At 72.4% G+C, this 13,594-nt stretch carries 14 protein-coding genes; 3 read left to right on the top strand and 11 right to left on the bottom strand.

The annotated features are described in order from the left end of the window. Positions 1-75: 75 nt before the first annotated feature. The 9 genes from hypF to WA762_RS03240 form a co-directional block, all read right to left on the bottom strand. Positions 76-2,652 (bottom strand): carbamoyltransferase HypF, encoded by a 2,577-nt coding sequence (gene hypF / locus WA762_RS03275; protein WP_335932720.1) that lies wholly within the window; start codon positions 2,650-2,652, stop codon positions 76-78. 2 nt (positions 2,653-2,654) lie between these two features. Beyond that, positions 2,655-3,314, bottom strand: a complete 660-nt coding sequence (locus WA762_RS03270; RefSeq protein ID WP_335932719.1) for a hydrogenase maturation protease — start codon at positions 3,312-3,314, stop codon at positions 2,655-2,657. Continuing rightward, positions 3,311-3,430: a DUF6893 family small protein gene (locus WA762_RS35625; protein WP_443080504.1), complete on the bottom strand. Its 120-nt coding sequence runs from the start codon at positions 3,428-3,430 to the stop codon at positions 3,311-3,313. Before WA762_RS35625 ends, WA762_RS03270 begins: the two co-directional genes overlap by 4 nt. Next, positions 3,427-5,025: a hypothetical protein gene (locus WA762_RS03265; protein WP_335932718.1), complete on the bottom strand. Its 1,599-nt coding sequence runs from the start codon at positions 5,023-5,025 to the stop codon at positions 3,427-3,429. The genes WA762_RS35625 and WA762_RS03265 overlap by 4 nt, the downstream gene beginning before the upstream one ends. Next, a complete protein-coding gene (locus tag WA762_RS03260) occupies positions 5,022-5,708 on the bottom strand; it encodes a DUF6084 family protein (RefSeq protein WP_335932717.1) in 687 nt (228 codons plus the stop codon). The genes WA762_RS03265 and WA762_RS03260 overlap by 4 nt, the downstream gene beginning before the upstream one ends. After that, a complete protein-coding gene (locus WA762_RS03255; protein WP_335932716.1) occupies positions 5,705-6,400 on the bottom strand; it encodes a DUF5947 family protein in 696 nt (231 codons plus the stop codon). The genes WA762_RS03260 and WA762_RS03255 overlap by 4 nt, the downstream gene beginning before the upstream one ends. Next, on the bottom strand, positions 6,397-7,416 hold the full coding sequence (locus tag WA762_RS03250; RefSeq protein ID WP_335932715.1) for a NifU family protein: 1,020 nt from the start codon (positions 7,414-7,416) through the stop codon (positions 6,397-6,399). The genes WA762_RS03255 and WA762_RS03250 overlap by 4 nt, the downstream gene beginning before the upstream one ends. Position 7,417: 1 nt before the next feature. Continuing rightward, positions 7,418-9,190 carry a nickel-dependent hydrogenase large subunit gene (locus WA762_RS03245; protein WP_335932714.1) on the bottom strand — a complete coding sequence of 591 codons (1,773 nt, stop codon included), beginning with the start codon at positions 9,188-9,190 and terminating at the stop codon, positions 7,418-7,420. A gap of 75 nt (positions 9,191-9,265) precedes the next feature. Further along, a complete protein-coding gene (locus tag WA762_RS03240) occupies positions 9,266-10,321 on the bottom strand; it encodes an NADH-quinone oxidoreductase subunit B family protein (RefSeq protein WP_335932713.1) in 1,056 nt (351 codons plus the stop codon). Between the two features lie 179 nt (positions 10,322-10,500). Here WA762_RS03240 and WA762_RS03235 point away from each other — a divergent pair, with 179 nt between their 5' ends. The 3 genes from WA762_RS03235 to WA762_RS03225 all read left to right on the top strand — a co-directional run bounded on the left by WA762_RS03235 (position 10,501) and on the right by WA762_RS03225 (position 12,193). Next, positions 10,501-10,830 (top strand): hydrogenase maturation nickel metallochaperone HypA/HybF, encoded by a 330-nt coding sequence (locus tag WA762_RS03235; RefSeq protein WP_335932712.1) that lies wholly within the window; start codon positions 10,501-10,503, stop codon positions 10,828-10,830. A 109-nt stretch (positions 10,831-10,939) separates the two neighbouring features. Then, positions 10,940-11,725 carry a hydrogenase nickel incorporation protein HypB gene (hypB, locus tag WA762_RS03230; RefSeq protein ID WP_335932711.1) on the top strand — a complete coding sequence of 262 codons (786 nt, stop codon included), beginning with the start codon at positions 10,940-10,942 and terminating at the stop codon, positions 11,723-11,725. Between the two features lie 201 nt (positions 11,726-11,926). Beyond that, entirely contained in the window at positions 11,927-12,193 is a 267-nt protein-coding gene (locus WA762_RS03225; protein ID WP_335932709.1) for a GlsB/YeaQ/YmgE family stress response membrane protein, read from the top strand. A gap of 69 nt (positions 12,194-12,262) precedes the next feature. On the opposite strand, the gene WA762_RS03220 is transcribed toward WA762_RS03225, so the two are convergent. Together WA762_RS03220 and WA762_RS03215 are read right to left on the bottom strand one after the other, a co-directional pair. After that, the gene (locus WA762_RS03220) at positions 12,263-12,832 is read right to left on the bottom strand and encodes a type 1 glutamine amidotransferase domain-containing protein (RefSeq protein ID WP_335932708.1); all 570 of its coding nucleotides are present in this window, start codon (positions 12,830-12,832) and stop codon (positions 12,263-12,265) included. Positions 12,833-13,147: 315 nt separating this feature from the next. Continuing rightward, positions 13,148-13,513 carry a Scr1 family TA system antitoxin-like transcriptional regulator gene (locus WA762_RS03215; protein WP_335932707.1) on the bottom strand — a complete coding sequence of 122 codons (366 nt, stop codon included), beginning with the start codon at positions 13,511-13,513 and terminating at the stop codon, positions 13,148-13,150. Positions 13,514-13,594 lie beyond the last annotated feature (81 nt).

Below are 13,594 nucleotides of genomic sequence, written 5' to 3'. Positions count from 1 at the left end.
GCGGATCGTGTGTTCCCGGGGCCCGCCGGCCGCGGCCGCCGCTCTCCGGGGCGGGTCGGGCCCGGCCCCGGGAGGTCAGCCGGACGCCGCGACCAGCAGCTGCCCGAAGGCGAGACCGCCGTCGTTGGGCGGCAGCAGCCGGGGGCGGAGCACGGTGAAGTCCTTCTCCGCCAGGGCGTTGCGGGTCGCGTCGAGGAGGACGGCGTTCTGGAAGACGCCGCCGCCCAGGGCCACCACACCGATCCCGGTCCGTCTCCGGCACAGCTCGGCGAGAGCCGCGACGAGGCGGGCGACGGCCGTGTGGAAGCGTGCGGCGACCGTCTCCGGCGGCACGCCCGCCCGCACGTCCGACACCACCGTCCGGATCACCGGGCCGGGGTCCGCGAGCACCGGTTCGCCGTCCCCCGGGGCGGACCGGACGCCGAAGACGTACGCGCTCGCGGCGGGCTCCGGCGGCGCCGACCGGGCCAGACCCTCCAACGCCGTCGCGGCCTCGGCCTCGTACGCCGCCTCGTGGCGCACGCCCGCCAGCGACGCCACGGCGTCGAAGAGCCGCCCCATGCTGGACGTCGGAGCGCAGCCGAGCCCGGTGGCGAACTGGTGGGCCAGCACGCCGCGTTCGGTCGCCGGACAGGCCGCGACCGGGGGCAGGTCCTCGTCCCAGCCGACCCCCGCCGCGTGCAGATGGGCCAGCGCCATCCGGTACGGGCGCCGCACGCTCGCGTCCCCGCCGGCCAGCGGCACGTACGACAGATGCGCCGCCCGCCGGTACGACGCGTAGCCGGCGACCAGCGCCTCGCCGCCCCACACCGCCCCGTCGGGGCCGTGGCCCGTGCCGTCGAAGGCGAAGCCGATGACCCGGTTGGCGGGACCGAGTCCGTGCTCGCCCATCACGGACGCGATGTGCGCGTGGTGGTGCTGCACGGTCCGCACGGGCCGCCCCCCGGCGCGGGCGCGGGCCCAGGCGCCGCTGCGGTAGCCGGGGTGGGCGTCGGCGGCGAACCGCCCGGCCTCGACGCCGGTCAGCAGCGCGAGATGGTCCGCCGTGCGGGTCAGCGCCTCGATCGTGGCGAGCTCGTCCATGTCCCCGACGTGCTGGCTGACCCAGGCGTGGGAGCCCTCGGCCAGCGCGCAGGTGTTCTTCAGGTCGGCGCCGGCGGCCAGCGTCGGCGGCACCTCGAAGGGCAGGGCGAGGGGGAGCGGGGCGTACCCCCGCGATCTGCGCACGGGGAGCTCGGCGCCCGCGACGAAGCGGCTGACCGAGTCGTCGCACGGCACCCGGATCGGCCGGTCGTGCCGCAGCCAGGCGTCGACCAGCGGCGCGAGTTCGGTCAGCGCCTCCGCGTCGTCCGTGACGATCGGCTCGCCGGAGCGGTTGCCGGAGGTCATCACCAGCGCGTCGGGGCCGGGTTCGTCGCCGTCGAGGCCCAGGAGGAGAACGTGCAGCGGGGTGTACGGGAGCAGCAGGCCGAGGTCCGGGCTGCCGGGCGCCACGGAGTCCGCGACGCCCGCGGAGCGCGCGTCGGCGCGGCGGGGCAGCAGCACGATGGGCCGGGTGGCGCCGGTGAGCAGACGCCGCTCGCCCTCCGTCATGGTCACCAGTTCGGCGGCGGCTTCGGGACCGCCGACCATCACGGCGAAGGGCTTGCCGCCCCGGTGCTTGCGACGGCGCAGCCGGGCGACGGCCTCCTCGTCGCGCGCGTCGCACGCGAGGTGGTAGCCGCCGAGCCCCTTGACCGCGAGGATCCGTCCCTCGGCCAGCGACCGCCGGGCGGCGCGCAGCGCCTCCTCGCGGTGCAGCGGCGGCGCGCCGTCCTTGCGGACGAGCTCCAGACGCGGGCCGCAGGCGTGGCAGGAGATCGGCTGGGCGTGGAAGCGCCGGTCGCGCGGGTCCTCGTACTCCGCGCGGCAGGCGTCGCACATCGCGAACCCCGCCATGGTGGTGGCCGGGCGGTCGTAGGGCAGGCCGGTGACGATGGTGAACCGGGGCCCGCAGTGGGTGCAGGTGATGAAGGGGTGGCGGTGACGGCGGTTCGCCGGGTCGCGGACTTCGGCCAGGCAGTCCCGGCAGGTCGCGACGTCGGGGGAGACCAGGGTGCGGGCCCGGCCGGTCGCGCGGGAGTCCTCGATGGCGAACCCGGAGCCGCCGGAGAGCGGCCGGTCCGTCTCCGTGACGGACTCCACCACCGCGAGCGGCGGCGGATCGGACCGCAGCCGCCGCGCGAACTCCGCGACCGCCCCTGCCTCGCCCTCCGCCTCGGCGACCACCCCGTCGCCGGTGTTGGCCACCGAGCCGACGAGGCCGAGCTCGGTGGCGGTGACATGGACGAAGGGCCGGAAGCCCACGCCCTGCACGACGCCGCGCACCTCGAACCGGCGGCGGACGCGGCCCCGTTCGCGGTCCGCGCCGCCGGCCTCGCGGGGGCCGCTGCCCATCAGCTCCAGTCCGGCCAGCGCGGCCGCCGCCCCGGCCTCGTCGATGACCTGCGTGGCGAAGCCCATGTGGAGCAGCACCCAGTCGTCGGCGGCCGGGGGCTCGTCGAGCATCCCGATGTTGACGCGGCGCCGGGCGCCCTCCACGTCGACGAGGGCGAGCTGGCCCGCGTAGCCCTCGACGATCTCCACGACGCGTCCGGGGATGCCGAGACACATGATCAGGACCTCCGGGTAGGGGCGGGGCGAGGGCGTGAGGCGGGAGCGGCTTCGCGGGCGGGCGCGGGCGGGGACAGCCGGCCGACCAGCGCGCGGACCGCCGCCACCGCCCGGGGGACGGCCGCGGCCACGGGCGCGCTGAGACCGATGCCCTCGCCGATGTCGGCGGGCGTGCAGCCCACGACGTGAGTCAGCGGAAGCGTACCGCCTAGTTGATCCAGATTTGCCAGCACTTCGACAGGATTCATTCCATGTGCGTCGAATTGGCCGGTTCCCAGGTCCTCCGGACCGACCTCCAGCACCGTCAGCTCACCGGGCGGCCCGCCGCCCGGGCAGGCGTCGACCAGCACCAGCGCGTCGTAGCCGTCGAGCAGGTCGTACGCGAGATGCATGCCCCGGATGCCGTAGTCGACGATCCGCACCCCGGCGGGAAACGGCTCCGGGCCGGGGGCGGCGGCGAGCCGGCGCACCACCTCCGGCCCGAAGCCGTCGTCGCCGAGGAAGAGATTGCCGACGCCCGCCACGAGCACGCGCCCGGCCGCGCCGGGCCGTTCAGGCGTCCCCGGCCGGCCGGTCGTCCCGGACTCCTCCGGGGGCGCCGGCCGCCCGGCCGCGCCGGACCGGGCGTATTCCTCTTCCTCGTCGTCGAGCGGCGCGCTCACATGGAGCGCATTCTGAGGTACCTGCGGATGTCGGGGATCGACCGCACACCGACGACGACGGCGGCCACCGCGACGGCGGCGGCCACACCCGCGGTGACGATTCCAAGGGCTTTCACGAGGGGCTCTCCTTCAGGGCTTCCGATGGGCGGGCGACGCCCCGACCGGTGTCGCCGGCAGGCAGCGGCTCCAGTTCGTCGGGGGCGAAGTACAGGGAGCGGCCGTACCAGTCGTGGAGGTCGGCCGCCGGGTCGTCGACGAGGAGCAGGGCCACATGCGTTCCGCCGTCGACGTCGCGCAGCACGTTGGTCACGCGCGCCACCCGGCCGGCGAAGAACAGGTCCTGGGCGTCGGCGCGGCGGGAGGGGCGGACCCGCACGAGACTGTCCCGGGCCACGCGCACCCCGTCGATCACGACGGCGTCGGTCCCCGGCGGCCCGTCGGCGCCGGCCGCCGGATCCCACCAGGGCGCGCCGCCGGCCGCGGAGGCGTCCGGCCCCGCCTCATGCCGTTCCCCGGCCGCGACCGCCGGGGGCGGCGGCGTCCCGTCCCGGAGGAGCGAGGGATCGCCGGGGCCGACGGGACCGTCGAGCTCGCCGGGGCCGTCGAAGCAGTCGACGCCGTCGGGGCCACCGGGATCACCGAGGCCACGGGGACTGCCAGTGCCACGGGGGCCGCCGTTGCCGCCGGGGTCGCGCAACAGCCCGTGGAGCAGCCGGAGTTCCTCCGGCGTCATCGCGTCGCAGCGGTCGACGATCTCGCGGGCCCGGGGATCGGTCGCCCGGGCCTCGGCCTTCTCCTCGTCCGTCATGGTCATGATCCGGAGGGTGAGGATCTCGTCGATCTCGGTCGAGTCGAACAGGGCGCCCGGGCTCTGCTCCGCGATCTCCGGGTGGTCGTAGAGGATGATCGGCGCGCCGAGCACCGTGTCCGCGGAGCCCTGCGGCCCCGCCAGCACCGGCCAGCACCGGCGCTGCTCGCACCGCGACGCGGCCGCGGCGGCCGCCTCCGGGGGCTCGCGCAGGGAGACGAACTCCGCTCCGCCATGGGCCCGGAGCAGCAGATGCGCGCCCAGCAGCGAGACGCGGAGCGCGGACTCCTTGTCGGCGGGCGTCCCGGCGTGCTCGTTGTCGACCGACACCGACAGCCGCAGGAACCCGTCGTCCTCCGTCGTGCGGGTGCGGACCCTGAACGCCAGCCGCTCGCGCCGCCGGACGATCTGACCTACCGTCATTCCATCTGCGTCCACGAGAGGTTCGGTCTCCTCGCCGCCGGGAACCGAGCAGACCCGGTCGGACGGCCCGGCCAGCGGCACCGGCCCCGGGTCGACCTCCCGCTCGACCGCCTCGTCCCAGCTCAGGACCGGCACACCGGCCACCGTGAGCCCGGGGACGTCGGTGTGTCCGCCGTCCGCGTCCCGCCGCCGCACCCGGCGTACCTGGTGCTGGAGGAAACGCAGCCGGACCGACACCCCGGCCCCGGCCCGCGCGCCGGACGGGACCGAGAGCAGGCACTCCATCGCCATGCCCGGCTCCTCGGCGAAGCTCCCGGGCGCCGCGGAGGGCGGCCCGAGGACCCCGAACTGCCACCGCGACCGGTTCTTGCGGGCGCCGGCCCGGTACGGGTAGAGCAGATAGCCCTCGTACAGCACCGCGTCCGCGACCTGACGGACCGGGTCGAGGTCCACGGGATTCACTCCGGTCGCCCGGGTCACTGGATCACCTCGTCGAGCTCCCCGGTGGTCGCGCCGCCGGCCTCCGACAACAACGTACGGACCGTCTCGTCCCAGCTGATCAGCCCGCGGCGCTCCCGGAACCCGGCGAAGGCGGCGAGGACGTCGTGGTCGAGCCTGATCCAGCCGGAGTGCGGGAAGTGGAACGACATCAGCTGCCGCCACACCCCGACGGGAAGCTCGTACCTCGCCTCGCAGTCCCAGGGCACCGGCCGCACGCGGAACCCGCCGCGGCCGTCCCCCTCGGTGAACGCGGTTCCCGAGAACAGCAGCGTGACCGGCACCGTCCCGTCGCCCAGCGCGTGCAGATAGCGGGAGCCGATCACATCGAAGTCGTAGCTGCAGGGCAGCGCGAGATCGGTCTCGGTGGAGCCGGTGAAACCCTGCACCGTCGCGCCGCACTGCATCCACAGGAACGGACGCAGCGTCTCCGACCACCGCCGCCGCTCGCCGAACAGGCCCCGCAACGCCTCCTGTTCGGTCCGGTCGTAGGGGCGGCGCTGTGGTTCGATGCGGACCTGACAGCGCAGCACGATCGCATGGATCCGTTCGCCCGTGCCGTCCTCGATCCTCAGCCGCGCGGTCAGCTGCGGCGCCGCCGAGTACGGCTCGGCGACGATCCGGAGCACGGAGAACTCCAGGCCGGGAGCGGCGGGCCCGGTCATGAGGCGCCGCACGGGTCCGTCGGCCGCGCGGGCGTCCGGTCGGCGCTCGCGGGCCGGCTGCGGGCCCCGACCCGTTCGAAGAACGCGTCCAGCGCGGCGTGCGCCTCCCGGCCGCCGTCGAAGCCGCGCCACAGCGTGCGCAGCCGGCCGACCAGCTCGTAGCAGGCGTCGATCGGGACCAGGTGGCACGAGGTCACGCCCGCGCCGCCGGCGTCGGCGCGCCGGACGAGGAGCGCCTCCACGTCGGGGCGCAGCGTCGAGAGCCCGGGGGCCGCCGCCACCAGCCCGGACCAGGCGTCGAGCGGCAGCTCGGACTCGGTCGCCCCGGCCGGGCCCGGGTAGAAGGCGACGGTGCGGCCCTGCGCGGAGTTGTGGAACAGGAAGGCCAGTCCCACCGGGATCCCCAGCTCGTCCCACGCCCGCGCGTCCAGCGGGACCCCGTCGAAGCTCAGATACCGGTCGGGGACCGCGCGGTGCCGCAGCCGCGCTCCGTCGTCGGCGAACAGCAGATGGCAGGCCGGACAGCAGCACATCAGGCCGCGGCTCTCCAGGTCCACCACATGCCGGTGCTCCTCGCCGACCGGCACGGCGCACATGTCGCAGCGTTCCCCGGCGGCCGGTGCGGGGCGGTCGCGGCCGACCCGGAGCAGCACGCCGACCGGGGACCTGGCCCGGTCCGCGGGCGCGCTCATGAGACGCCCGCGGTCGCGGTCGGCACGGCGACCGACACCGACGCGCCGTCGGTCAGCAGCGGCAGCGGATCCAGGTGCGCCGAGCCGGCGTCCGCGTCGAGACAGACCCCGGCCCGCCGCACGTCGTAGTGCGCGCGGCAGGCGGAACACCGCAGCACCCCGTCGCCCGGGCCGCCGCCCAGGCGCCGGGTCAGCGTCGCACCCTCCATGGGCCGTTCGCACCGGGCACACCGGTCGCGGAACGCGAACAGCTCCGCGCCGATCCGGCAGGCCACCAGGGGAAATCCGGCGGCGTCCAGACGCGCGACGCCGCCGGCCGCCAGGTCCAGCAGGGACGGCGCCGGCTGCCAGGCCGCGCCCGCGCCGTCGGCGCCCCCACCGCGCGGATCCGTCTCGTGCAGCCGGGTGTACAGCGCGTCCACCGGCACCAGCGGCCCGGCCGCGCCCGCGGCCGGGGACTCCCCGGCGTCCCCGGTCGCGTCGCCGGACTCGACCTCGATGGCGGTGATCTCCGGCGCCGCCGACTCGACCGCGCCGCGCACGGCGAGCGCGAGGGTGGCAGACGACGACGGGCAGCCGTCGCAGGTGCCCAGCAGCCGCAGCCGCACGGTCCCGTCCTCCGTGACGCCGAGCAGCTCCACGTCGCCGCCGTGCGAGCCCAGATACGGCCGCACGCCCTCCAGCGCGCTCTCGATCCGGCCCTCCACGTCGTACGGGTGGAGTCCGTGCACCAGGAGCATGCCGGCCACCAGTTCGTCGGCGGCCAGGGCGGCCAGGACCTCGTCGTCCAGTCCGCCGTGCTCGTGGATCAGGTCGAGCAGCCGCTCCAGCCCGGCGCCGTAGAAGTCGCTGACGAGCCGGACCAGTTCCTCGCCGCGCTCGCGGGCGGCGACGCCTCCCGCCGCGCTCGCGGCGAGCAGGCTCTCGATGCGTTCACCGGCCGTCCGCCAGCTCTCCTCGCCGGACGCCCGCCGGGCCCCGGGGGACGGCGTCCCGGATGTCTGCCGCTCCGTCATGTCACTCACTGCCCGCGGACTGGGTGGGCGAGTGCAGCAGCTCCAGCTTCTTGCCCTTGCCCAGATACATGTGCACGCCGCACGGCAGACAGGGGTCGAAACTGCGCACCGTGCGCATGATGTCGATGCCCTTGAAGTTCTCCCGGTCGTTCTCCTCGAAGATCGGCTGGCCCTGCACCGCGTCCTCGTAGGGTCCGGGCGTCCCGAAGGTGTCGCGCGGGCTCGCGTTCCACGGGGTCGGCGGATAGGGGTGGTAGTTGGCGATCTTGCCGTCCCTGATCACCATGTGGTGCGACAGCACCCCGCGCACGGCCTCGGTGAAGCCGCAGCCGATGCCCTCCTCCGGCACTTCGAACTTCTCCCATGTCCTGGTCCGCCCGGCCCGGATCTCCGCGAGCGCCTTCTCGGCGAAGTGCAGCGCGCACGCCGCGGCGTACGCCTGGAAGTAGGTGCGCGCCCGGTTGCGTTCGAGGGTGTTGCTCCACCGGGGAATGTGCCACTCCAGCTCGACGGGGCCCTTGAGCGCCGTCTTCGGAAGGTTGATCTTCACGCTGCTGCCGGTGGCCCGGACGTACCCGATGTCGACCAGGCCCGCCAGCGCCGTGGCCCAGAGCCGGGCCAGCGGACCGCCGCCGGTGTCCAGCGCGAGGTAGTCCGTGCCGTCGAACCAGCGCGGCGACATGACCCAGCTGTACTTGCCGTCCAGGTCGCGCTTCTGCGGCTGCGGGTTGGTGTGCTGGTTCCAGGGGTGCCGCCGGTCGACCGGATTGCCGAGCGGGTCGTGCGTCACGAACAGTTCCTGCTCCTCCCAGTCCCGGTAGTAGGAGGAGCCGAGCAGGATGCGGATGCCGAGGTTGATCTTCACCAGGTCGGTGGTGACGAGCTTTCCGTCGACGACGACGCCGGGGGTCACGTACATCTTCCGGCCCCAGTCGGTCATGTCCCCGTACGAGAAGTTGCAGTGCTCCGGGTCCTGGAAGGAGCCCCAGCAGCCGAGGAGGACGCGGCGGTTGCCGACCTGCTCGTACCCCGGAAGAGCCTCGTAGAAGAAGTCGAAGAGGTCGTCGTGCATCGGCACGACCTTCTTCATGAACTCCACGTACCGCTGGAGCCTGGTCATGTAGTCGGTCATCAGCTGAACCGTCGCCACCGTGCCCACCCCGCCGGGGTAGAGCGTGGAGGGGTGCACATGCCGGCCCTCCATCAGGCAGAACATCTCCCGGGTCATGCGGCTGACCTGGAGGGCCTCGCGGTAGAACTCCCCGCTGAAGGGGTTCAGCGAGCGCATGATGTCGCCGATGGTCCGGTACCCGTGGTCCCCGGCGTGCGGGGAGGGCGTGCGGTTGGCCTGTTCGAGGACGCCGGGGTTGGTCTCCGCGACCATCTTCTCGCAGTAGTCGACCCCCACCAGGTTCTCCTGGAAGATGTTGTGGTCGAACATGTACTCGGCGGCCTCGCCGAGATTCACGATCCACTCGCCGAGGTGCGGCGGTTTCACGCCGTAGGCCATGTTCTGCGTGTAGCAGGAGCACGTGGCGTGGTTGTCGCCGCAGATTCCGCAGATCCGGCTCGTGATGAAATGGGCGTCGCGCGGGTCCTTGCCCTTCATGAAGACCGAATAGCCGCGGAAGATGGAGCTGGTGCTGTGGCACTCGGCCACGGTCTTCTGCTTGAAATCGATCTTCGTGTAGATGCCCAGACTTCCGACGATACGGGTGATGGGGTCCCACGCCATCTCCACCAGTTCGTCCTTGCCCTGGCTGATCGCCGTCATGGGGCCGCCTCTTCTTCCGTCTCGGTGCTTACCGGGTGGGCCGCGGTGCTCACCCGGTGGGTCGTGGTCGCGGGATCACCAGGTGCGGGTGGCGCCGGTCGTCAGTCTCCGGCCGCGCTTCCGCCATTTCGGCTCACGGTCCAGAGTGTGGGTGGTGATGCTCCGGAGCCGCCGCATGGTCGAGCCGTACAGACCCACGGCATTCGTGGAGAGCTTGCCGCCCGGCGGTTCGTCCATGAACGGCATGAATTTGTCGGGGAATCCGGGCATGGTGCAGCCGATGCAGATTCCACCGACATTGGGGCACCCGCCGATTCCATTCATCCAGCCCCGCTTGGGCACATTGCATTTCACGGCCGGCCCCCAGCATCCGAGTTTCACGATGCATTCGGGCGTGCCGTACTCCGTCGCGAAATCACCCTGCTCGTAGTAACCGGCCCGGTCGCAGCCCTCGTGCACCGTCCGGCCGAACAGCCAGGTCGGGCGCAGCGCCTCGTCGAGGGGGATCATCGGCGCCTGATCGGTGGCCATGTAGAGCAGATAGGTGAGCGTCTCCGACAGGTTGTCCGGCTGGATGGGGCAGCCGGGGACGCACACGACCGGCACCCCGGCCTTGGACTTCCAGTCCCGGCCCAGGTAGTCCGGCACCCCCATCGCGCCGGTCGGATTGCCCGCCATGGCGTGGATCCCGCCGTACGTGGCGCAGGTGCCGGCCGCGACGATCGCGGTGGCCTTCGGGGCCAGCCGGTCGAGCCATTCGCTGGTGGTCATCGGCTGTCCGGTCGCCGGATTGTTGCCGAAGGCCGACCAGTAGCCCTCGTCGTGCAACTGCTCGTTGGGGATCGACCCCTCGACGACCAGGACGAACGGGTCCAGTTCGCCGCGATCGGCCTTGAAGAACCATTCGAGGAAATCGTCGGCGCCCCCGTCCGGGCCGCACTCGAAGTCGATGAGCGGCCAGTGCACGGCGATCTGCGGCAGACCGGGCAGCGCGCCGAGCGCGATCTCCTCGATGCTGGGCTGCGTGGCCGCGGTCAGTGCGACCGAATCCCCGTCGCAGCTCAGCCCCGCGTTGATCCACAGCACATGGATGAGGGTGTTCTCTGCTTTTGTCGCTGCTTCTGTCGGCATAATCCGCTGCCTTCCGGTGTCGAAACCGCCCGAGAGTGAACAAGTGTGTGGGGTGTCATGCGGATTGGTTACCATCTAGAAGCAGCCGGAGAGCTCTGTCAACATGAGGTTCTCCGAGGATGGCTTTTCCCTCTCGGTGGCCGCGTCCACGTGAGTGAAATTCGGGAAACGGGACAGCAGTGCATGAATTGTCAATTACCCAGAGCATGGTGGACGCGGTGTGCGAGCGCGCGGCCGGCAGGCCGGTGCGCGCCGTCCGGATCCGCGTCGGAAGGCTGACGGCCGTGGTGCCCGATTCGATGCGGTTCTGTTTCGACCTCACCACCTCGGGAACGGTCGCTGAGGGCGCGGTCCTCGAAATCGACCATGTCCCCGGAAGGGCGCACTGCCGGGCGTGTGAGAAGGACTTCTCCCTGGACGATCTTGTATTGCTGTGTCCGTGCGGCAGTTCCGACGTGGACGTCGTGTCGGGCCGGGAGCTGCAGATCGTCTCTATGAGAGTGGGCTGACGGAATGTGCGGTACGTGTGGTTGCGCGGACGGCGGTGGCGAAGGCGGCGGCGGACCCCGGATCACGGGGCTCACCCGGCCGCACCCGCACCCGCACGGCCCGGACCGGATGGGCGAGGACCACGAACACGAGCACCACGACCGGGGCGGCCACGCGCACGGCGGCCGTGCCCATGACCACGCGCACGACGGTCACGCGCCCGGCCGCCGCGGCCGCGGCCCGAGCCCGCAGGGCGGCGACACCATCACGCTCGAACAACGGGTGCTCGCCAAGAACGACGACCTGGCCGCACGGAACCGTTCCTGGCTCGCCGAGCGGGACATCGTGGCGGTGAACCTGATGAGCTCGCCCGGCGCGGGCAAGACCACCCTCCTCGAACGCACCATCAGGGAGCTGACCGGCCACGGCCGCCCGGTCGCGGTGATCGAGGGGGACCAGGAGACGATGCTCGACGCGGAGCGCATCGGAGGCGCGGGCGGCTCCGTCGTGCAGGTCAACACCGGCGCCGGCTGCCACCTCGACGCGGAGATGGTGCGCGGCGCGCTCACCGCGCTCGCGCCGGAGGACGGCTCGCTGCTCCTGATCGAGAACGTGGGCAACCTGGTCTGCCCCGCCCTCTTCGACCTCGGCGAGAGCGGACGGGCCGTGATCATCTCGGTCACGGAGGGAACGGACAAGCCGATCAAGTACCCCCATATGTTCGCGGCCGCGGGCCTTCTGATCATCAACAAGATCGATCTGCTGCCGTATGTCGACTTCGACACCGACCAGTGCGAGAAGTACGCCCGGTCCGTCAACCCGGACCTGCGGGTGCTCAGGGTCTCGGCGACCACCGGTGAGGGGATGCGGGACTGGTACGACTGGCTGGAGGGCCGGTGCCGGGACCCGCGGTGAGCCGGGGTGCGGGGGCGCGGCGGCCTGAGGCGCCGTCACGGCGGTCGGGGCGGCCCGGCAGGGCGAAGGGGCCCCGGCGGCGCCGCCGGATCCGCCCCCGGCAGGGCGGTGGCCAGCGAGTTTGCGGAATCCGGTACGGGGCACCAGGAGGGTTGGCGGCGTTCCGCCGACCGAGAGGCTTTGACGAAGGGAGCGTGTGCGATGGGCATCATCGCTTGGGCTGTGATCGGGTTGCTGGCCGGTGCGATCGCCAAGGCGTTGATGCCGGGCAAGGATCCCGGCGGGTGTCTGATCACCATGCTGATCGGGATCGCCGGTGGCCTGCTGGGCGGCTGGCTCGGAAAGGTCATCTTCGGCGTGCACTCGATCAACGGCTTCTTCCATCTCTCCACCTGGATCGCCGCCGTCGTCGGGTCCGTCATCGTTCTGGCCCTCTACCGGCTTCTCACCGGGCGCCACACGCGCTGACCGGCCCGCCCCTCCACAGCCGCCGCCCCGGCCCGCCGCGCCCGGCGGGCCGGGGCGCGCGGAGCCGGTTCACCGGGCGCCGACGGCGAGCGCCGCGTCCACTTCCCGGAGAAACGGCTTGAGATCGGCCGGCCGCCGCGAGGTGATGAGGGTCCAGCCGCGGGAATCGTCCCTGATCACCGGCTCGTCCGCCCATTCACCGCCGGCATTGCGGACGTCCGTCCTGAGGGAGGGGTACGACGTCATCGACTTCCCCTCGACGACACCGGCCTCCACCAGGGCCCACGGCCCGTGGCAGATGGCCGCCACCGGCCGGCCGGAGGAGACGAAGGACCGGATGATGCCGACCGCTGACTTCTGGAGGCGCAGGGTGTCGGCGTTCAACGTGCCGCCCGGCACCAGCAACAGGTCGTAGTCATCCGGGTCCACCTCGTCGAGAGTGCGGTCGGGCCGCACCTTTCGGCCCGGGTTCTTGTCGTGGACGAGCGTCTGGACATCGCCCGCCGACACCGCGGCGACGTCCACCTCGGCGCCGGCGTCCCGGAGATGGTCCCGGGGCACGAGGAGTTCGTCCTGCTCGACGCCGTAGTTCGTGACGATCGCCAGCACCTTTCGTGTGCCCGCTTCTTTGTCGGCCATGTTCCGAACCTCCCTTTCGCTCCCATGCCCGTCGAAGACGGCGTCCCGGCCGGACACGCCACGCGGCCCGAGGCGTCCGCGCGTCCCGGGCTCTTCCGGTGCCCCGGGGCGTCGTGGTCCTTCCCGCCCTTCCTTCGATGCTCGCCCCGCGCACGGGCCCCCGCATCTCCGCCCGGCACTGCTCCGGCGCGTCGCGTCTCGCATACGTTCGAGGGCCGAATGCCGGAAAAGCCGCCTCCATGGTGTGATTCGGATGCACGATGACGACCGGACAAGCCGGTCCGCACACCCTCGTCAATGAGCGCAAACGAGCGCTCAAGAGCAGACCCGGACGCCTTTGAACGCACGCGTTCGGGAGGATTCCCCGGCGCGTTCGCCCGCATGCCGTCGCTCCTGGCGCAGGGCGACGCGCATCGCCATCGCCGGGCTGTCCCACTCCGTGAGGCGCAGATCGGTGCGGATGACGCGACTCGCGTAGTCCCGTGTCTGCAGCAGGCCCGACACCAGGCGGACGTCGTAGACGGTGAGACCGATGGCCATCGACTCCAGGCCGAGGAGCCGCCGCAGGCAGTCGGCTGTGAAGTCGCCGAACCTGCTCTGGAACCACTCCGGTTCCTGGGCCCGGGACAGCAGCAGCTCCAGCTCCTGGCGCTTCGGCCCGTCCGTCTTCAGATGCTTCATCACCGCGTCCGTCGGCGGGATCGTGCAGCTAGAAGCCTCGTGAAATCCCATCATGCACTTTCATGGACTGGTGTGAGGATG

Origin of the sequence: Streptomyces tyrfis, from assembly GCF_037034285.1 — a bacterium.
Lineage (GTDB): Bacteria > Actinomycetota > Actinomycetes > Streptomycetales > Streptomycetaceae > Streptomyces.
The sequence above is the reverse complement of the archived record's forward strand: the minus strand, read 5'-3'. Positions and strand labels throughout refer to the sequence as shown.